The sequence below is a fragment of the Mycobacterium numidiamassiliense genome (assembly GCF_900157365.1).
Lineage (GTDB): Bacteria > Actinomycetota > Actinomycetes > Mycobacteriales > Mycobacteriaceae > Mycobacterium > Mycobacterium numidiamassiliense.
On sequence record NZ_FUEZ01000003.1, the window covers coordinates 1,386,412 to 1,406,198 of the forward strand.

The 19,787-nt window shown below is 67.4% G+C and carries 17 protein-coding genes; 10 read left to right on the forward strand and 7 right to left on the reverse strand.

What is annotated here, in order from left to right; all coding sequences use genetic code 11:
• The first annotated feature begins 74 nt into the window (after positions 1–74).
• Positions 75–1,451, forward strand: a complete 1,377-nt coding sequence (locus MNAB215_RS06460) for an NADP-dependent succinic semialdehyde dehydrogenase (protein WP_077077967.1) — start codon at positions 75–77, stop codon at positions 1,449–1,451.
• On the opposite strand, the gene MNAB215_RS06465 is transcribed toward MNAB215_RS06460, so the two are convergent.
• Positions 1,448–2,386 carry a R2-like ligand-binding oxidase gene (locus tag MNAB215_RS06465; RefSeq protein WP_077077968.1) on the reverse strand — a complete coding sequence of 313 codons (939 nt, stop codon included), beginning with the start codon at positions 2,384–2,386 and terminating at the stop codon, positions 1,448–1,450. The two genes, MNAB215_RS06460 and MNAB215_RS06465, sit on opposite strands and share 4 nt — an antisense overlap.
• A complete protein-coding gene (locus tag MNAB215_RS06470; RefSeq protein ID WP_077077969.1) occupies positions 2,383–3,069 on the reverse strand; it encodes a TetR/AcrR family transcriptional regulator in 687 nt (228 codons plus the stop codon). Before MNAB215_RS06470 ends, MNAB215_RS06465 begins: the two co-directional genes overlap by 4 nt.
• A gap of 129 nt (positions 3,070–3,198) precedes the next feature.
• Between MNAB215_RS06470 and MNAB215_RS06475 the strand changes: the two genes are divergently transcribed.
• Positions 3,199–3,864: a S1 family peptidase gene (locus tag MNAB215_RS06475; RefSeq protein ID WP_077077970.1), complete on the forward strand. Its 666-nt coding sequence runs from the start codon at positions 3,199–3,201 to the stop codon at positions 3,862–3,864.
• 15 nt (positions 3,865–3,879) lie between these two features.
• On the opposite strand, the gene MNAB215_RS06480 is transcribed toward MNAB215_RS06475, so the two are convergent.
• Positions 3,880–5,589 (reverse strand): acyl-CoA dehydrogenase family protein, encoded by a 1,710-nt coding sequence (locus MNAB215_RS06480; protein ID WP_077077971.1) that lies wholly within the window; start codon positions 5,587–5,589, stop codon positions 3,880–3,882.
• 122 nt (positions 5,590–5,711) lie between these two features.
• Between MNAB215_RS06480 and MNAB215_RS06485 the strand changes: the two genes are divergently transcribed.
• The 3 genes from MNAB215_RS06485 (at position 5,712) to MNAB215_RS06495 (ending at position 8,801) form a co-directional block, all read left to right on the forward strand.
• Complete coding sequence (locus tag MNAB215_RS06485) at positions 5,712–6,692, forward strand: phosphotriesterase family protein (RefSeq protein ID WP_077077972.1); 981 nt, start codon at positions 5,712–5,714, stop codon at positions 6,690–6,692.
• Entirely contained in the window at positions 6,685–8,223 is a 1,539-nt protein-coding gene (locus tag MNAB215_RS06490; RefSeq protein ID WP_077077973.1) for an AMP-binding protein, read from the forward strand. The genes MNAB215_RS06485 and MNAB215_RS06490 overlap by 8 nt, the downstream gene beginning before the upstream one ends.
• A gap of 98 nt (positions 8,224–8,321) precedes the next feature.
• The gene (locus MNAB215_RS06495) at positions 8,322–8,801 is read left to right on the forward strand and encodes a YbjN domain-containing protein (protein ID WP_077077974.1); all 480 of its coding nucleotides are present in this window, start codon (positions 8,322–8,324) and stop codon (positions 8,799–8,801) included.
• 17 nt (positions 8,802–8,818) lie between these two features.
• Here MNAB215_RS06495 and MNAB215_RS06500 read toward each other — a convergent pair whose 3' ends face one another.
• A complete protein-coding gene (locus MNAB215_RS06500) occupies positions 8,819–9,925 on the reverse strand; it encodes an acyltransferase family protein (RefSeq protein ID WP_425436426.1) in 1,107 nt (368 codons plus the stop codon).
• Between the two features lie 192 nt (positions 9,926–10,117).
• On the opposite strand from MNAB215_RS06500, the gene pgfA reads away from it, so the two are divergent.
• Both pgfA and MNAB215_RS06510 read left to right on the forward strand, forming a co-directional pair.
• A complete protein-coding gene (gene pgfA / locus MNAB215_RS06505; protein ID WP_077077976.1) occupies positions 10,118–11,401 on the forward strand; it encodes a cell envelope lipid trafficking protein PgfA in 1,284 nt (427 codons plus the stop codon).
• Positions 11,402–11,447: 46 nt separating this feature from the next.
• On the forward strand, positions 11,448–13,151 hold the full coding sequence (locus MNAB215_RS06510; protein ID WP_077077977.1) for an MmpA family trehalose lipid delivery protein: 1,704 nt from the start codon (positions 11,448–11,450) through the stop codon (positions 13,149–13,151).
• On the opposite strand, the gene MNAB215_RS06515 is transcribed toward MNAB215_RS06510, so the two are convergent.
• Positions 13,148–14,302: a glycosyltransferase family 4 protein gene (locus MNAB215_RS06515; RefSeq protein ID WP_077077978.1), complete on the reverse strand. Its 1,155-nt coding sequence runs from the start codon at positions 14,300–14,302 to the stop codon at positions 13,148–13,150. The genes MNAB215_RS06510 and MNAB215_RS06515 overlap by 4 nt on opposite strands.
• A gap of 75 nt (positions 14,303–14,377) precedes the next feature.
• On the opposite strand from MNAB215_RS06515, the gene MNAB215_RS06520 reads away from it, so the two are divergent.
• The 3 genes from MNAB215_RS06520 to MNAB215_RS06530 all read left to right on the forward strand — a co-directional run bounded on the left by MNAB215_RS06520 (position 14,378) and on the right by MNAB215_RS06530 (position 17,929).
• Positions 14,378–15,142, forward strand: a complete 765-nt coding sequence (locus MNAB215_RS06520) for a class I SAM-dependent methyltransferase (protein ID WP_077077979.1) — start codon at positions 14,378–14,380, stop codon at positions 15,140–15,142.
• A gap of 47 nt (positions 15,143–15,189) precedes the next feature.
• Positions 15,190–16,659 (forward strand): aldehyde dehydrogenase, encoded by a 1,470-nt coding sequence (locus tag MNAB215_RS06525; RefSeq protein ID WP_077077980.1) that lies wholly within the window; start codon positions 15,190–15,192, stop codon positions 16,657–16,659.
• Between the two features lie 682 nt (positions 16,660–17,341).
• The gene (locus MNAB215_RS06530) at positions 17,342–17,929 is read left to right on the forward strand and encodes a TetR/AcrR family transcriptional regulator (RefSeq protein ID WP_077077981.1); all 588 of its coding nucleotides are present in this window, start codon (positions 17,342–17,344) and stop codon (positions 17,927–17,929) included.
• Positions 17,930–17,944: 15 nt separating this feature from the next.
• Here MNAB215_RS06530 and MNAB215_RS06535 read toward each other — a convergent pair whose 3' ends face one another.
• Positions 17,945–18,241, reverse strand: a complete 297-nt coding sequence (locus tag MNAB215_RS06535; protein ID WP_077077982.1) for a hypothetical protein — start codon at positions 18,239–18,241, stop codon at positions 17,945–17,947.
• Positions 18,238–19,740 (reverse strand): class I adenylate-forming enzyme family protein, encoded by a 1,503-nt coding sequence (locus MNAB215_RS06540; RefSeq protein ID WP_077077983.1) that lies wholly within the window; start codon positions 19,738–19,740, stop codon positions 18,238–18,240. Before MNAB215_RS06540 ends, MNAB215_RS06535 begins: the two co-directional genes overlap by 4 nt.
• Positions 19,741–19,787: the final 47 nt, after the last annotated feature.

The window sequence follows — 19,787 nt, forward strand, 5'->3', positions numbered from 1 at the left end:
GGGAACGATAGTGGCAGGCTAGATGTTGGACGTTCCACAACCTTGGAAACAAAGAGCAAGCGAAGGATGTCAGCATGGCGATCGCCACCATCAATCCGGCCACCGGCGAGACCGTAAAGACCTTCACGCCGGCCACCGATGACGAAGTCGAAGCGGCCATTGCCCGCGCGTATGCCCGATTCCAGGACTACCGCCACAACACCACTTTTGCCCAACGTGCCGCATGGGCAAACGCGACGGCCGACCTGTTGGAGAAGGAAGCCGACGAGGTCGCCGCCATGATGACCCTCGAGATGGGCAAGACGCTGAAGTCGGCCAAGGCCGAAGCGCTCAAGTGCGCCAAGGGTTTTCGTTACTACGCTGAGCACGCCGAGCAGCTGCTCGCCGACGAGCCGGCGGAGGCGTCGAAGGTCGGCGCGAAAAAGGCGTACATCCGCTACCAGCCGCTCGGGGTCGTCCTGGCGGTGATGCCGTGGAACTTCCCGCTGTGGCAGGCGGTCCGGTTCGCCGCGCCCGCGTTGATGGCGGGCAACGTCGGACTGCTCAAGCACGCGTCCAACGTGCCGCAGTCGGCCCTGTACCTCTCCGACGTCATTGCCCGCGGCGGCTTTCCCGACGGTTGCTTCCAGACGCTGCTCGTCTCGTCCAGCGCGGTCGAACCCATCCTGCGCGATCCGCGCGTTGTGGCGGCCACCCTCACCGGTAGCGAGCCGGCCGGCCAATCGGTGGCCGCGATCTGCGGCGACGAGATCAAGCCGACCGTCATGGAGCTCGGCGGCAGCGACCCGTTCATCGTGATGCCGTCGGTGGACCTCGACGAGGCGGTCAAGACCGCGGTTACCGGCCGCACGCAGAACAACGGGCAGTCCTGTATCGCCGCCAAGCGGTTCATCGTCCACACCGACATTTACGACGCCTTCGTCGACAAGTTCGTCGACGCTATGCAGGCGCTCAAGGTCGGCGACCCGACCGACCCCGACACCGACGTGGGCCCCCTGGCCACCGAGTCCGGGCGCGACGAAATCGCCGGGCAGGTCGATGCCGCCGTCGCCGCGGGCGCCAAGATCCGTTGCGGCGGAACACGTTTGGATCGACCGGGCTGGTTCTATCCGCCGACGGTGGTCACCGAGATCACCAAGGATATGGCGCTGTACACCGAGGAGGTGTTCGGCCCGGTCGCCTCGATGTATCGCGCCCAGGACATCGACGAGGCGATCGAGATCGCCAACGCCACCACTTTCGGGCTGGGATCCAACGCCTGGACCAATGACGAGGCCGAGCAGCAGCGCTTCATCGACGACATCGAGGCCGGCCAGGTCTTCATCAACGGGATGACGGTGTCCTACCCGGAGTTGGGCTTCGGTGGCGTCAAGCGGTCGGGGTACGGCCGCGAACTCGCCGGCCTGGGTATCCGGGCGTTCTGCAACGCCAAGACCGTCTGGGTCGGCTAGACGGCCGCCAGCGCCTTCTCGTCCTCCTCGGCGAAGGTGTCCTCGAGGTGCAGCGGCGAGTAGTCGAGGTCGATCTCGCCGAGCGGACGTCCGCGCGCGCTGGAGATGGTGCCGAATCGGCGCATGCCTTTGTCGGCCGAGTACTGGACCATCTCGTCCGGCGAAATACCGAACGGCGTCTGGTCTCCGTAGATCGCGAAGCCTTCCTCGGTGATGCGCAGTGCCAACGGGATGAGCTCGTTCATCCGCGTCTCGAACACTCCCCAGTTGGCGTCGTCGGCGGCGACGTGGCGCCGGCAGGTGAAGGTCCCCCACGCCATGTGCCGCCGCTCGTCGTCGCCGATGCGCCGCACCAGTTCCTGCATGCCGGGCAGGATGCCGCGGTACGCACAGATCTTGTGCCAGGCGTAGTAACCGGTGAGCGCCAGCATGCCTTCGACGATGTGGTTGTAGGTCACCGACGCCCGGATCTGAGCGGCCGGCGAGGGATCGGTCGACAACGCGTTGAGGCAGTCGGGCAGTACGTCGTAGAACATCTCGCGGTACGCCGGCAGGTCGTCGAGGTAGCCGTGCAGATCGTCCGTGATCCCGATGGCGTCCAGCCACATCCTGAACACCTGGACGTGCTTGGCTTCCTCGAAGGCGAACTGCGTCAGATACATCTCGTCGCCGAGCCGGCCTTCGGACCGCATCGCGGCCATGAACGGCTGGATGTCCTGCGTCACCGCCTCTTCGCCGGCGACGAACTCGGCACACAGCCGGGTGGCGTAGTCGCGTTCGTCATCGCTGAGCTGGTCCCAGTCCTCGCGGTCGCGGGAGAAGTCGATGTCGCCCGGGTTCCAGAATTTGGCGTTGCCGCCGGCGAACAGCTTGAGCGGCAGGCTTTGCCAATTGAGGCCGCCCGCGACGAGCGCACCCAGACCTGTCCGTGTCATGTGAACTCCTCAGATTGTTGTGGGGCTGCGTTGACGGAGGAATTTGCCTCGAACGCCGCGGCCAGTACGGCGACGAGCCTGCGCACCGCCAGCGCCGGCTGCTCGGGAGTGGGCTCGTCCAGGCCGAGGATGGGGTCCAGGCCGCGCATGTACGGGGCCAGCGCCAGATGCGGAAAGATCATCAGCAGTAGTGACAGCAGGACGTCGGTGTCGGAGTCGCGACGCAGATCGCCGCGGGTGTGCGCGGCCCGAACCAACGGGCGCAGCACGTCGAGGTAGTGCCGGTTGCTGACGCTGCGCACGGTGATGCGGGCTTCGGTGTCGACCTCGAGGCTCACCGCGGCGTGCAAGGCGCGTTCGTGGGGATGCTCCGCGTAGTAGGCGACCCACGCGTCGAGCAGGTCGGTGAGGAACTCGAAGAACGGGCGGTCCGGGTCGAGCTCCCGGATGAGGTCTTCCACGTAATCGCGCACTCGCTGGCTGGCGATGTCGGTGATGAACGCATAGAGGTCGCGCTTGTCGGCGAAGTACTGGAACAGGCTGCCCTTGGCCACGCCCGCGCGCCTGGCGATGACGTTGAGGCTGCCGCGCGAGAACCCGTGCGCCCCGAATTCGTCTTCGGCGGCTTCGATAATCGCCGCGCGGCGGGCCGGATCGACCCGCGCCCACGTCACCGTCGGCATCACTTCTCCTCGCGTCAATGACCACTGGTCATCTTACTGTGGGCTGCGTCACAGTCAAGTGGTGACGCGGGGGCGGGCGTGCGGTTACGCTCACGCCGGGCGGTGACAAACATCCAGAAGGGTCATAGCGTGACTGCGCGGGGGAAACTGGTCGGTTCGATCGTGCTGGCCGCCGCGGCCGTTGTCGCGACCAGTGCGCACGCCCGCGCGGATTCGCCGCCGACACCCGGCATCAAGATCAACGACGAAACCAGCTTCTGCACTTCGGCTTTCACCGCGCAGGGTAACGACGGCAACTACTACCTGATGACCAGTGCGCACTGCGACGCCCATGACGGTTCGGTGTGGACGTACGGGGACAACCAGGCCCCGCTGGGCAAGATCGCCAAAGGCGAATACGAGGAGAACCCCGATACGGGCACTCAGACGAAGGACGCCGCGCTGATCAAACTCGAACCGGATGTTGGCGTGCCGTCGGATGACATCGCCGGCAAGTATCCGGTCCGGGACGCGCTGAGCCTCGCCCAGATCAAGGTTGGCACGCAGATGTGCAAGGTCGGCGCCGTCACCGGCGAGACGTGTGGCCCCATCACCAACATCGAAGGCGACTACGTGGTGGAGGCCAACCTGCACTGCCTCGGCGGTGACAGCGGCAGCCCCGGCTTCGTGAAGAACCCGGACGGCTCCGCGAGCGCGGTCGGCATCTTGACGTCCGCCCTCGACGACGACCACACGACGTACTTCATCATCGTGGCGCCACTGCTGGCCAAGTGGCACTTGCACCTGCTGACCTGAAGTCAGCCGGCCTGGTTACGGGCGCATCTGGTAGGCGCCGCTGAGCGGCTGGATGTGCTCTTTCCAGACCTGGTCATAGCGCGACGGGTCGTGCACTGGACGCCGGATCATCCGCATCGCGAAACGGGCCTGGGCCTCGGTAGTCGAGGGCTTGTCGTTGAGTTCGACGGCGTAGCCGTTGAAGTCGCGGACCAGCACGGCGAAGATCTGGTCGATCAAAGCCTCATCCACGCCCGACAGCAGCGCTTCCTCCAGAATGAGCTGGGCATACGGGACGACGGCGAACAGCTGGCCCACCGCGAAGGCGAAGTCGATGTCCTTCTGCTGGGCCGCATCCGGGGTGGCGCTGGCCAGCATCTCGGCCAGCACGTCGATCTGCTGGCGCAGCAACGCGACGTTGGGCAGACGAGCGAAGTGGTCGAACGGCGGACGCCAATCGTGGAAGCGCACCTTACCCAGGCCTCCGGTCGGCCCCTGAGTGAACAGGAACGAGTCGTCGGCCGCGTCGTCGCGCCGGTCGACGATCGGCAGTTCGCTGGTCGGGGCGAACAGGAAGTTGGGCATGAACTTGCCCAGCAGTCCGATATTGATGTGGACGGTGCCCTCCAGGCGGGGCAGCAAGCCGATCTCGCGGGTCATCGCCTCGAAGATGGTGTCCTTCTCGACGCCTTTGGCCGCGATGACGTCCCACAGCGCGACGATCACCCGCTCGCCCTCGCTGGTGATCTTCGCCTTGGTGAGCGGACTGTAGAGCAGGTAGCGGCGGTCGGTCTCCGACGCGCTGCGCATGTAGTCGCAGGCGCGGGTGGCGACCAGCTTCATCGCGGCCAGTCGCACATAGGCGTCGGTGAGCAGCCGTCGCACGTGGGTGAAGTCGGTGACGACGGTCCCGTACAGGATGCGGTTGGAGGCATGCGTGACCGCCTCGTACATGGCGTGGGTGCACATGCCGACCGCGCCCCAGCCCAGGTTGTACTTGCACATGTTGACCGTGTTCAGCGCGGCGTGAAACGCTCCCGGACCCCGGTGCAGGATGTCGGCCTCGGTGACTGGGTAGTCGTGCAGCGCGTAGTTGGCGACGAAGTTCTGCGAGTTGACCACGTTCTTCTTCAGCTCGTACCGGTCGTGTTGGGAGTCGGCGACGAAGAACACGTACTCGTCTTCGTTTCCTGAAGGGTCGGCGATCTTGCCGAAGGTGGAGACCATGCGGGCCACGTTGGCATTGCCGATGTAGTACTTCTCGCCGTTGGCGACCCAGCCGTGCTCGGACGGCGTCAGGATCATGTCGGTCTGGTAGACGTCGGCGCCGTGGGTCTGCTCGGACAAGCCGAAGGCGAACACCTCACCCTGCTCCAGCTGGGCGGCGGCCTTGCGCTTGGTGTCCTCGTTGTCGCTCATCCAGATCGGGCCCAGGCCAAGGGCGGTGACCTGGAACGGGTACCAGTAGTTCAGCCCGTAGAAGCCGACGATCTCGGCGAATTCGCTGATTCGGTAGGTGTCCCATCGGCAGTCGGCACCGCCGTATTCGGACGGCGTCAGCAGGGAGGCGAAGATGCGCTCGCGGCCGATGTGGTCCAGGAAGTCTGAGTACCAACGGCGTTCGTGGTCGTCGGACTTCAACCGGGCCTTGCCCCTGGACTCGAAGAAGTCCACCGTCGCGGCCATGATCTCGCTCGAACGGCGTTCTGGGTACCGGCGCTGCAGGTGGTTGGGATTGAGCAACATAACGGGCTCCCGCGGGTTCGAATCAAGACGAGGGTGACGGTACGGCAATATCGCAGCCATCTGGAGCACCCGGATAAATCGGCACTGTCGGTCTGGGACCGACTCGACCTAGCATCAGCGTTGTGTCAGACATCAATACCGCACGCGGAACCATCGACACCGCGGATCTCGGCGTCACGCTCATGCATGAGCACGTGTTCATCATGACCACCGAGATCGCGCAGAACTATCCGGAAGCCTGGGGCGACGAGGAGAAGCGAGTCGCCGACGCCGTCGACCGGCTCAATGAACTCAAGTCCCGCGGGGTGGACACCATCGTCGACCTCACCGTGATCGGGCTGGGCCGCTACATTCCGCGCATCGCCCGGGTCGCGGCGGCCACCGAGCTGAATATCGTTGTGGCGACTGGGTTTTACACCTATAACGACCTGCCGCTGCGGTTCCACTACGAGGGCCCGGGCGGGTTGCTGGGCGGCCCCGAGATCATGACCGACATGTTCGTCCGCGACATCGAGCAGGGCATCGCCGACACCGGCGTCAAGGCCGGCATCCTCAAATGCGCCACCGACGAACCCGGCGTCACCCCCGGCGTCGAGCGGGTGCTGCGGGCCGTCGCCCAGGCGCACAAGCGCACCGGGGTGCCGATCTCCACGCACACCCACGCCGGGCTGCGTCGCGGCCTCGAACAGCAGCGCATCTTCGAAGAGGAGGGCGTCGACCTGAGCCGGGTGATCATCGGACACTCCGGCGACAGCACCGACATCGGGTACCTCGAGGAACTCATCGCACCCGGCTCCTACCTCGGAATGGACCGGTTCGGCATCGACGCGTACCTGCCGTTCGAGGACCGGGTGAACACCGTGGCGACCATGTGCGAACGCGGGCACGCCGACAAGATGGTGCTATCGCACGACGCCAACTGTTACTTCGACGCGCTGCCGGAAGAACTGGGGCGGCAGATGCTGCCGAACTGGCATTACCTGCACATCCACAACGACGTGATCCCGGCGCTCAAGGAGCGCGGCGTCACCGACGAGCAGCTGCACACCATGCTGGTCGACAACCCACGCCGGATCTTCGAGCGGCAGGGCGCGTATGAGTGAGCCGGTGTTGCCGATCGGCACGCAGATCTCCGCGCTGGCCGACCTCGCTCCCGACGAGCCGGCACTCAGTTGCGATGGCGTGACGCTCACTCGACGCGAGCTTGACCGGTCGACCAACCGGCTGGCGCGCGCCTATGCCGAGCGTGGCGTGGGCGTCGGCGACTACGTGACCATCGTGCTGCCCAACTCGATCGAGTGGATCCAGGCCGCGGTGGCCTGCTGGAAGCTGGGCGCGGTACCCCAGCCGCTGTCCGCACGACTGCCGGACGCGGAGCTGCAGGGCCTGCTGGAGCTGCGGCCGCCCGCCCTGCTGGTCGGTCGTGAAGGCGATCGCCAGCTGGGCAAAGCCGGGCGCAGCGGGTCGCCGACCAGACAGCCCATTCATCCCGAAATATCAAGCGTGCCAATTGGTTTCACTCCTGACCTGGCGCTGTCGGACGCCGCACTACCAGAAGCGGTCTCGCCGGTGTGGAAGGCGATGGGGTCGGGCGGCAGCACCGGGCGCCCCAAGCTCATCGAATCCGGCGGCGACAGCCGGGTGCCGGCCGCCATCGGTTATCCGCTCGGCGCGCAACCCGGCGACACCACCCTGGTGCCGGTGCCGCTGAGCCACAACACCGGCTTCACCACCGCGACGATCGCATTGCTGATGCGCCACCACCTGGTGGTGATGAGCCGGTTCGACCCGCACGGGTTCCTCCAGTTGATCAGCGACCACCGGGTCACGTTCCTGACCACGGTACCGACGATCATGCAGCGGTCGCTGCCGGTCTATCAGGCCGACCCGGATGCCTACGACCTGTCGTCGATCCGACGGTTCTGGCACCTGGGCGCGCCGTGCCCGCCGGCCATCAAGGAGTCCTGGATCGATCTGCTGGGCCCCGAGAAGGTCTGGGAACTCTACGGCGGCACCGAATTACAGGCACTGACCTTCATCTCCGGTGATCAGTGGCTGACCCACCGCGGCTCGGTCGGCGTGGTCGTCAGCGGCGAGATGAAGGTGCTCGACGACGACGGAAACCCTTGTCCCCCAGGCGTAGTCGGTGAGGTTTACATGCGGCCCGGTCCCGGCAGCGCACCGACCTATCGGTATGTCGGGGCCACGGCGAAGAGCCGCGACGGCTGGGACTCGCTGGGCGATCTGGGCTACTTCGACGCTGACGGGTTCCTGTACCTGTCCGACCGCCGGGTCGACATGTTCACCGTCGGCGGTCGCAACGTGTATCCGGCCGAAATCGAGAATGCGCTGTCGGCCCACCCGGACGTGTTGTCCTGTCTGGTCGTCGGTGTGCCCGATCCGAATGCCGGCGATCTGGGTCAGGTGCCCTACGCCCTGGTGCACACGGCCGACGGCTCGACACTGGACGCCGACGGCGTGCAGGAGTTTCTGCGCGAACGCATCGCGGGCTACAAGGTGCCACACACCGTCGAGTTCGTCGACACTCCCCTGCGTGACGACGCGGGCAAGGCCCGTCGATCAGCGGTACGCGCCGAGATCGTCGCGCGATCACGGGCCACTGAGCCGGCCTGATACTCGAGGCTTAAGCCACACCAAGAATTCGTAGAGAATCCTCTAAGCCGCCGGCCCGACGATGACGTTGACCGATGTCCGTTGTCCGGGAGAGGGCCATGCAGATCGAACCGTTGAGCACCGAGCTGATCGAACGCTATCTGCGATCCCGCGAGTTGCGGTTTTTTCGCAGCGACGACGGCGAGGAATTCTTGATGGTGCTGTCCAACTATGAGCAGGGCAAGCTGCACGTGAACCTGCGGATCAACGGTCTGCGGCGCGACATCGTGGAGATCTCGATCAGCCCGGCCGCGTACTACCAGGCCCGCGACCGCCCCCGCCTGATGGAACTGGTGAACGACTGGAATCGCGACACCCATTGGCCCAAGGCTTTTGTGCGCGAAACCCCCCACCCGAGCCGCATCAGTGTGGTCGGCGAGGGTGCCTACCTGTTGAGCGATGGCATCCACCTCGCGGCGCTGGGCAATTTCATCCGGTCCACCGTCGAGCACGCGGCCGATCTGTTCAAGAAGATCGAGCAGGCGGCCTGCCTGCCGTCCGCGCACGCGTTGGAAGAGTGGATGGATCGCACCGGCTAGGACCCGCTGCCTGCCGGCTAGGGCGCGATCGCGTCGGCCTCGGCGTCGGCGTCGGCGTCGGTCGACTTCTCGCGTTTCTCCCAGCGGCGCAGCGCCTCCCGGGCGGGCGACTCGACCAGGGCGTAACTGACGGCGGCGATCGCCCAGCCGAAGATCAGCGTCAGCACCAACACCGTCGGCATCCGCCCGGTGAAAGGGAATGTCCCGATCACGGGGAACACCATCGCCAATGCGGCCAGGTGCCAGACGAACAGGCCGTAGGACCAGCGGCCCAGGGTGACCATGCCGGTGCTGCCCAGCAGTCGGTGGGGTGTGTCGACCCGATCCAGCACCAGCGGGGCGACCAGCGCGAGAGCGACCAGTGAGCCCATCGCCGTCTTCACCGCGAACTGCGTCGCCGTGCCCGGAATCAGCCCCTCCGGACCGGCCAGCGGGGAAGCCGCCACCGCAAAGGCGACCAGGGCGATCCCGGCCATCAGCAACCGTCGGCGCGCCAGCCGATGCGGCAGGCCGACCTCGCTGTGGACCCACTCCGCCAGCAGCATGCCCGCGGCGAACCACGAGAAGAAGGCCGGCGGCCAGTTCAGCGGGTTGATGCCAGGGCCGGCGTGCGCGAAAGGCACCCAGCCCCACGCCCAGCTCAGCGCGGCCAGCCCGGCGATCGCGGGGACGCGGGCCCGCACCGGGATGCGGCGGGCCAGCAGCGCGAGAAGCGGCAGCGCCAGGTAGAAGCTGACCTCGACGGACAGGCTCCACATCTGGGTCAGGCCGCCGGTCAGCGTCAGCGGCACATAGATCTGGGTCAACGTCAGGTTTGCCAGCCACACCGTCAGGCTCGCGTGATCCGCGTCGGGCAGCAGGCTCAGGATCACCACGACGGCGACCAGATACGCCGGCATGATGCGCACCACCCGCGACCGCAGGTAGTGACCGGTACGCGGGCGCGGGCCCAGTTGCCGCGCCGCCCCGGCATGTCCGCGCCACAACAGAAATCCCGACAACGCGAAGAACACCGCGACCGCCAAGTCGAAGCGACCGAACAACCGACCGTCGACTCCGCTGGAGTGACCGGTTTGGAAGGCGACGTGGGTGATGACCACACCCATGGCAGCACAGGCGCGCATCCCCTCCACGGCAGGCAGAAAGCCGCGGATTCCGCCCACCGGCTGGCTCTCGGTCACGTTGACAGTCTGCCCGTGACGATGGGGTTCGTAAGCCGGTGCCTTAGTTTCTGCTGTTAGTGTCGAACGGGTTTGCCTCGCTGCTCGCGGGTCGCGGCCGATGAGTCCAACGCACCACTAGGAGGGCACAGCAACGTGAACCGCGCAGTCATGTTGCGCTTCGCCGCATGCGGAATCATCGGACTCGGAGCCGCCCTGCTGATCGCCGCGCTGCTACTGACGACGTACACCAGCAGCAGGATCGCCAAGGTCCCGCTCGACATCGACGCCACGTTGGTCAGCGACGGCACCGGTACCGCGCTGGACGTGGCCTCGCTGTCCCAGGACCACTTCGTGATCAACCAGAATGTGCCCCTGGTTTCCCAGCAGCAGATCAGTGTCGAGTCGCCCGCCAACGCCGATGTCGTGACGCTTCAAGTCGGCTCCTCGGTCCGGCGCACCGACAAGCAAAAGGACGGCGGGCTGCTGCTGGCCATCGTCGACACCGTGACCCTCAACCGCAAGACGGCGCTGGCCGTGTCGGACGACACCCACACCGGCGGCTCGGTGCAGAAGCCGCGCGCCTACGGCGACGAGAACCCACCGACCGCGATCCCGCTGCGCCACGATGGCCTGTCCTACCGCTTCCCGTTCAACACCGAGAAGAAGACCTATCCCTTTTTCGATCCGATCGCGCAGAAGGCCTATGACGTCAACTACGACACCCAGGAAGACGTCAACGGGCTGACCACCTACCGCTTCACCCAGAACGTCGGCTACGACGCCGACGGCAAGCTGGTGGCGCCGGTGAAGTATCCGTCGCTGTACGCCGGCCAAGAGGACGGCAAGGTCACCGCGTCCGCGGCGATGTGGGGGCTGCAGGGCGGCGACCCGGCCGAGCAGATCACCATGACCCGCTACTACGCCGCGCAGAAGACCTTCTGGGTGGACCCGGTCTCGGGCACCATCGTCAAGGAAACCGAGCACGCCAACCACTACTTCTCCCGCGACGCGCTCAAGCCCGAGGTGACGCTGGCCGACTACAAGGTCACCTCCAACGAGGACACCGTCGAATCTCAGGTCAACACCGCCCGCGACGAGCGTGACCGGCTGGCGCTGTGGTCGCGGGTGCTGCCCATCACGTTTACCGCGATCGGCATCATCGCCCTGGTCGGCGGCGGGTTGCTGGCGTCGTTCAGCCTGCGCACCGAGAGTGCGCTGACCGACCCCGGCCTGGACCGCGGCGACGAGGAATTCTTCGGCCGCAGCGGGCTGGAAGAACGGGTGCCCGGCGCGGAAGCCGAGACCGAGAAGCTACCCACCCAGCGCCCCGATCTGCGTGAGGAATCGGGCCCGCCCGGCTCCGATCCGCCAGATTCGGGTGAGTCGTCCGATGCGGGGCCGCCGGAAAATCCGTCCGGCCCGCCCGAACGGGGTTAGTTCAGCGGCAATGCGGGCCACCTTGGCCCGAGGGGGTCGCCAGGCCATGCGCTGGTCCCTCCCGGGATACGCGCTGGTGCTGGCCCTGCTGGTGCTGGCTCCGCTGCTGCGCCCCGGGTACCTGCTGCTGCGTGACGCGGTCTCCACGCCACGCTCCTACCTGACGGACGCCGCCCTCGGATTGACCGCGGCGCCGCGGGCGACGCCGCAGGATTTCGCGGTGGCCCTGGCTTCACACGTGCTCGACGGCGGTGTCGTCGTGAAGGCACTGACCGTGCTGGGGCTGTGGCTGGCGGGCTGGGGCGCGGCCCGCCTGGCCGCGCTGGCGCTGCCCGATGCGGGCATGCCCGGCCAATTCGTCGCCGCCACGCTGGCGATCTGGAATCCCTATGTGGCCGAGCGGCTCCTGCAGGGGCACTGGAGTCTGCTGGTCGGCTACGGCTGCCTGCCCTGGGCCGCGACGGCGGTGCTGGCGCTGCGCTCGGGCCAGGCCTCCGGCTTTGTCGGGTTTTTCGGGCTGTGCTTCTGGATCGCGCTGGCCGGATTGACCCCGACGGGACAGATGCTGGCGGCGACCGTCGCCCTGGTCTGCGTCGCCGCCCCCGGCGCAGGCCGCCCGCGCTGGCTGTGCGCCGCCGCGACGCTGGGCGCCGCGCTGGCGACGGCGGCGCCCTGGCTGACGGCCTCGGTGGTGGGCGCGACGCTGAATCCCGGCGGGTCGACGAGCGCGCTCGGGGTTACCGCCTTCGCACCTCGCGCCGAGCCCGGCCTTGGGACACTCGGCAGCCTGGCCAGCCTCGGCGGGATCTGGAACGGCGAGGCCGTACCTTATTCGCGCACAACACTTTTCGCGGTGTCGTCGGCCCTGGTGCTGCTGGCGGTGGTGGTCGCCGGGCTGGCGACCGCCGCGCGCCGCCCGGCCGCTGTTCCGCTGCTGATACTGGCCGCGGTAGCGGTGGTGGTGCCGGCCGGGCTGGCCACCGGCCCCGGCATACATCTGCTGAGCGCGGTGATCGACGCCGTACCCGGGCTCGGCGTGCTGCGCGACGGGCAGAAGTGGGTGGCGCTGACGATGCCCGGATACGCCCTGGCCGGTGCGGGCGCGGTGGTGACGCTGCGGCAGTGGCTGCGCCCGGCCGCGACGGCGCTGGTCTGTTGCCTCGCGCTGATCCTGGTCATGCCCGACCTGGCGTGGGGCGCCTGGGGCAGGGTTGCGCCGGTGCGCTACCCGCCCGGATGGGCCGCGGTGGCCGCCGCGATCAACGCCGACCCGAGGACCGTCGCCGTCCTGCCCGCGGGCACCATGCGGGAGTTCTCCTGGTCCGGTGCGTCGCCGGTGCTTGATCCGCTGCCGCGCTGGGTGCGCGCCGACGTGCTGATCACCGGCGACCTCCCCATCTCGGGCGTGACCATTCCCGGGGAGGGGAATCGCGCCCGGGCGGTGCAGCAGTTGCTGCTGGCCGGACCCGATCCCGCCGCGCTGGCCCCGGCTGGCGTGGGGTGGCTGGTCGTGGAATCCGACAGTGCGGGCGACATGGGGGCGGCCGCCCGCACGCTCGGCGGCCTCGTTCCGGTCTACCGCGACAAGGAGTTCGCGCTGTACCGCATCGGCGGCGACATCCCCGGCGCACCGGCCGGCGGCCGCCGGACCACGCTCATCGCACACCTGCTGTGGCTGGCGACGCTCATCGTGGGCGGCGCCGGTGCGGCCGTCACCGCACTGAGACGCCGGTCAAGGCCACCGCTTTAGACGACCCCGCTGACCATGCGGCCGTCGTGCACCGCCTGCAGCACGCTTCGCATGGCCTCGGCGCTCTGCGCCCAGGAGAATTCGACGCTGCGGGCCTGCGCCTTGGCGCCGAGTTGATCGCGCAACACCGGGTCGGTCAGCAGCTCGTGCAGGCAATCCGACAGCTCGGCGCGATTGTCGACCAATATCCCGGTCACCCCGTCGACGATCGAGTCCGACAGTCCGCCCGAGGACCGGTAGCCGATGGTGGGCACCCGGTGCTGGGCCGCCTCGAGGACCGCCAGACCCCAGCCTTCCTTGCGCGACGGCAGCACATGCACCCAAGCGCTTTGCAGCACATGGTGCTTGGCCACGTCGTCGATATGGCCGTGGAAGGTCACCGCGCCGGTGATGCCGAGGCTGTGGACGTGCTCGACGAGTCGCTCACGCCACCATCCGTCGCCGACGATGTCAAGATGCAGCCCCGGCATGCCGGGGAGGAGCTCCGCGACGGTCCGCACGGCATCCTCGATCTGCTTGTGCGGCACCAGCCGGGACAGCACCACCACCCGCGGCGAGGCCGATCGGGGGCCGGCCAGCGACTCGGCCGGCGCCTCGTCCAGACCGTTGCGCACCACCGCGATCCGCTCATTGCCCACACCGAGTGCGACCAGATCCCGCACCGACGGCAGCGACACGGTCAGGTACTGGTTGCGCCGGTGCAGTCGCGGTGACAGCCACGACTCGACAAACCAGCCCAGCCTGCCCCACAGCGGCCCGGCCACCGGCCATTGCTCGCGGTGGCAGTGGTGCACCAACACCATTGCTCGCCGGCCGTACAGCAACCGGGCCACGAAGGGCAGACCGTTCTGGGCGTCCACCACCACATCGGGCCGCACACCCCGCAGCGGGCCCAGGCCCAGCCGGGCCGCGGCCATCGCCAGGAGCGCCCACACGAAGACCGAGTAGTGCCCGCCCGCGCGGCTGATCCGGACACCGTCGACGACCTCGCACCGGGGCGCACCCGGATAGCCGGCAGTGCGCAGCGTGACGGCGACGCCCGATGCGGCCAGCTGCGCCCCGATGCGCTGCAAATAGGCCTCGCTGCCCCCGCCCTGCGGGTGCCCGGTGTCGCGCCAGCACAGCAGCAACACCGAGCGGACAGCAGACATGAATCGTTAGCCTAACTCGGCGACCGTGGATGCCGCTCGGCGACGAGGGCCGCCGGGACTGCATAGGGTTGGCCGGTGGCCGTGATGGACGTCTTCGCCCGACGGGCAACTTTGGCCCGCTCAGTGCGGCTGCTGTCGGAGTTCCGCTACGAACAAAGCGACCCGGCCCGCTTCTACGGCGCGCTGGCCGCCGACACCGTGGCGATGGTCGACGACCTGTGGCGGGCCACCCACGGCGAAGCACCGGTGGGCCGCACCCTGCTCGACGTCGGCGGCGGGCCCGGATATTTCGCGGCGGCCTTCGCCGACGCCGGCGTCCGCTACGTCGGCGTCGAACCGGATCCCCGCGAAATGCACGCGGGCGGGCCGGCATTCGCCGGTGGGCCGGGGACGTTCGTCCGGGCATCGGGCATGGCGCTGCCCTTCGCCGACGACTCGGTGGACATCTGCCTGTCGTCCAACGTGGCCGAGCACGTGCCGCTGCCGTGGCAACTCGGCGCCGAGATGCTGCGGGTGACCAAGCCGGGCGGGCTGGCAGTGCTGTCCTACACCGTCTGGCTGGGACCGTTCGGCGGTCACGAGATGGGCTTGACTCATTACCTGGGCGGCGAGCGAGCCGCGGCCCGCTATGCCCGTAAACACGGCCGGCGGGCAAAAAACGACTACGGGTCGTCGTTGTTTGCGGTGTCCGCCGCCGACGGCCTGACCTGGGCTGCCAGCAGCGGCGCCGCGATCGCCGCATTTCCCCGCTACCACCCGCGATGGGCGTGGTGGCTGACATCGGTACCGGTGCTGCGCGAGTTCCTCGTCAGCAATCTCGTCCTGGTGCTTTCGCCCTGAGAATGAAACATGTTCTCGTTTTGCTTCGGCTTTAGTAGGGTGGCGCCATGGGCGACATTAAGACCGAATACGACAAACTTTTTATCGGCGGTAAATGGACCGAACCGTCGACCTCCGAAGTCATCGAGGTGCACTGTCCGGCGACTGGCGAGTACTTCGGCAAGACGCCGCTAGCCGCGGCCGCCGACGTCGACGCCGCGGTGGCCGCGGCGCGCGCGGCTTTCGACAACGGCCCGTGGCCGACGACGCCGCCCAAGGAGCGCGCAGCCGTCATCGCCAACGTGGTCAAGCTGATGGAGGAGCGCAAGGAGCTGCTGAGTGCGCTGCTGGCCGGTGAGACCGGTCAGCCGCCGACCACCATCGAGACAATGCACTGGATGGGGTCGATGGGGGCGATGAACTTCTTCGCCGGCCCGGCCGTCGAACAGGTGAAGTGGCGCGAGATCCGCAACGGCTCCTACGGGCAGACCATCGTCCATCGTGAGCCGATCGGCGTGGTCGGCGCGATCGTGGCGTGGAACGTGCCGCTGTTCCTGGCGGTCAACAAGCTCGGCCCCGCGCTGCTGGCCGGCTGCACGGTGGTGCTCAAGCCCGCCGCCGAAACACCGCTGACCACAAACGCGTTGGCGGACATCTTCGCCGAGGCCGGTCTGCCCGAGGGCGTGCTGTCGGTGGTGCCCGGCGGCATCGAGACCGGACAGGCCCTGACGTCCAACCGCGACGTCGACCTGTTCACGTTCACCGGCAGCTCGGGTGTCGGCAAGGAGATCGGCCGCCGCGCCGCCGAGCTGCTCAAGCCGTGCACCCTGGAGCTGGGCGGAAAGTCGGCAGCGATCCTGCTCGAGGATGTCGACCTGGCGTCGGCGATCCCGATGCTGGTGTTCTCCGGAATCATGAACACCGGGCAGGCCTGCGTCGGCCAGACCCGCATCCTAGCTCCGCGCTCGCGCTACGACGAAATCGTGGACGCGGTAAGCACTTTCGTGCAGGCGCTGCCGGTGGGCCTGCCGTCGGACCCGGCCGCCCAGATCGGATCGCTGATCTCGGAGAAGCAGCGCGCCCGGGTCGAGGGCTACATCGCCAAGGGCGTCGAGGAGGGCGCCCGGCTGGTGTGCGGCGGCGGCCGCCCCGAAGGTCTGGACAACGGCTTCTTCGTGGAGCCGACGGTGTTCGCCGACGTCGACAACAAGATGACGATCGCCCAGGAGGAGATCTTCGGGCCGGTACTCGCGGTCATCCCCTACGACACTGTGGACGACGCGATCAAGATCGCCAACGACTCGGCGTACGGCCTGGCCGGCAGCGTGTGGACCTCCGACATCCCCAAGGGCATCGAGATCTCGGAGAAGATCCGCACCGGGACCTACGCCATCAACTGGTACGCCTTCGACCCGTGCTGCCCGTTCGGCGGCTACAAGAACTCCGGCATCGGCCGCGAGAACGGGCCCGAGGGTGTCGAGCACTTCACGCAGCAGAAGAGCGTCCTGATGCCGATGGGCTACACCGTCGAGGGCTAGACCCTCCCGCCGAGAGTGCGGCCCGCCGCACGTTTGGGCACGACCGTGCGGCCCGCCGCTCGGTCGTGCCTGCCGCCGTATGCCAGGGGCCAGGCGCGCGCCGGCTGGGCCGACGTCAGCGTGGCCCGCACCCCTCACGTTGCCGGCGCGCTCGCCGATGGTGCCCCCGCTCCGGAGAAGCGGTGCCGAGGACGGGAAGGATCTCGCCGGCAGAGCTGTTGAACGTGTGTGCCATGCCACAGTGAGCTGCAGAACCAGAAATTATGCTCTAAAGCATAATCTTTAGCGATTCCTCAGCTTCGCGATCGGCATTGCGAATGACCTAGGTCACAAAGTGCCCTGGTCTGCGAATTTAGTGCCGCTAATAACTTGCTAAGTAGACCAGTGTCTTATATGGTTCTCAGCATAATCATGAGCCGCCGGCCCCGGCGCATGAATGACACACCGGCCGGGAGAAGAGTCATGTGGATCATCGAGCTCAATGTGGCGGGCTATCACTTCTCACGCGAGTTCCGCGACGTAAAACGCCCGCCCTTCCGATTCAGCCCGCGTAATATCCACTGGCCGGTACTGCGGCATTCCAACGCTGCGTGACCTAGCTAGAGGGGGTACGCCAGTGCCGACTACCAGCGACACCGTGCAGAATCCTGCCCCCTCCAAGCGGGGCGGTACTCGAACAAAAATGCTGGCCAGCGCCGCGCAACTCATGCGCGAGCGCGGGGCGTCGGGCGTGACGATCGACGCGGTCCTGGCCCGCAGCGGCGCGCCGCGCGGTTCGGTCTACTACCACTTTCCTGACGGGCGTGCCCAGATCCTGAGGGAGGCGCTGCAGTTTTCGGGCGATTCCATCACGGCCACGATCGACGCCGCCGCCAATCGCGGCGCCCGCGAGCTGCTGCGCGAGTTCATCGGATTCTGGGAGCTCCTGCTGACCGACGGCGACTTTCACGCCGGCTGCCCGGTGGTCGCGGCAGCGATCGGCTCGGACGTGGACGACTTTCAGCTGACCTCGGAAGCCGGCCTGATCCTGGCCCGCTGGTCCGACGCACTGACCCGGGCTTTCGTCAACGACGGTTTCGATGAAGAGGACGCCGCGTCGCTGGCGGTGACGTCGCTCGCCGCGCTCGAGGGCGCGGTGGTGCTATCTCGCTCGACGCGCTGCGTGCGACCGCTCAGCCAGGTCGGCGAGCAACTCGAATTCCTGATCAAGGCACGGGAATTCGTCAGCCGCAACGGAATTCCCGCCAAGCACGACGAAGCGCCCGCTTAATCGCGGCCGAGGGCCTCAGTCGCTGGCGGGCAGCGGCTTGACCTCTTTGAGCTGCAGCGCGGTCGCACCGATGCTCAGGCTGCCGGCGCCCGGCTTGGTCACCAGTACCTCGGCACCGGTTTCGTCGACATAGCGCTTGCCCATCACGGTGCCGCCGGAGAACGCGGGGTCGAGTTCGCCCGAGCGCTCGCCGCCGACGGGCACCATCGGCACACCGCCGCAACGCAAGTCGTCGAGGCCGTCGGAGCTCCTGACGACGATCACCTGGGTGTCACACACCTGGCTGGCGAGGCGGGTTCCGTTCTTGATCATGCGTGTAATCCTTTTAGCGTCTCGATGATCTCCCGGCGAAGTACCTTGCCGGTGGGGGTCGTGGGCAGCTCGTCGCGGAAGACTACATGGTCGGGAGTCCGCGAGCCGCGCAAACTCTTGCGGACATGCTCGCGCAGTTCCTCGGGATCGGGATCGATGCCCACGGTCGGCACCACCACGGCGACGATCGCCTGGCCCCACTCCGGATCCTCGACTCCAACCACGGCGACGTCACGCACATGGGAATGCTCGATGAGCACCTCTTCCAGCTCGGCGGGCGCGATGTTCTCCCCACCGCGGATGATGGTGTCGTCGCTGCGTCCGCCGATGAACAGGTAGCCGTCCTCGTCGAGGATGGCGATATCCCTCGTCGGGAACCAACCGTCCTCGTCGAGCACCGAGCCGATTTCGGTGTAGCGGCCAGAAACCTGCTCGCCGCGCACGAACAGCTCGCCGGTCTCGCCCGGCGCCAGCACCGTGCCGTCTTCGCCGCGGATCTGCAGCTCGATGCCGGGCACCGGCTGCCCGACCGATCCCAGCCGCTTGGCGACGGCGGCGTCCGTCGCGGAGTGCGCCACCCGGTGGTCGTCGGGGCCCAGCACCGCGATCGTCGAGCTGGTCTCGGTCAGGCCGTAGGCGTTAACAAAACCCACATTCGGCAGCAGTTCCAGCGCCCGGCGGACCAGTGGCAGGCCCACCTTCGAGCCGCCGTAGGCCAGGTTGCGCAGCGATGGCAGGTCATGGCCGCCCGCCTCGAGCACGGTGACGACGCGGTCCAGCATGGTGGGCACCAGCGTCGCGGTGGTCACGTGCTCGGCATCGATCAACCGCACCCATTCCTGCGCGTCGAAGTTGGGCAGGTAAACCATCTTGCGGCCGGCGTAGAGATTCGTCAGCGCGGCCCCCACGCCGGCGATGTGATACGGCGGCACGCAGATCAGCGCGGCGTCCGTCTCGGCGGCCGACTCGAACTCGACGGTGCTGGTGACATAGCTGGTCAGGTTGTTGTGCGAGAGCTCGACGGCCTTGGGTTTGGAGGTGGTGCCCGAGGTGAACAGCACGATCGCGACGGAGTCGGGGTCGGGGAATGCGAGGCCTTCGGTGGCGGGCTCGGCGCTGCGGGCGGCGGTCAGAAATTCGTCGGACAGCAGCACCCGTTTCGACGATTCGCCGACCATGTCCCGGTAGCGGCTGTCGACGATGACCACGGGTTCGGGCAACCGCTCGATGAGGGCCTGCACGCCCTCGGCGGACAGCCGGTAATTGAGTGGGGTGAAGGACAGCCCGGCCCGAGCCGACGCGAAGATCAGCGTCGGCAGCATCGCACCGCCGATGCCGACGTAGGCCACGTGCTGGGCGCCCGACTGCGCGATGACGCCCGCGCCGCCGTCGGCGAGATCGCTGAGCTGCTGAGTCGTCAGCCGCAGGTCGCCGTCGACGACGGCGGTGCGATCCGGGTTGCTCGATGCAGCCATCTCGAGAAGCAACGAAATACTCACACTCGAACTTTCTCTGGTCTCGTCACGTTACAAAGCCGGCCAAAAGT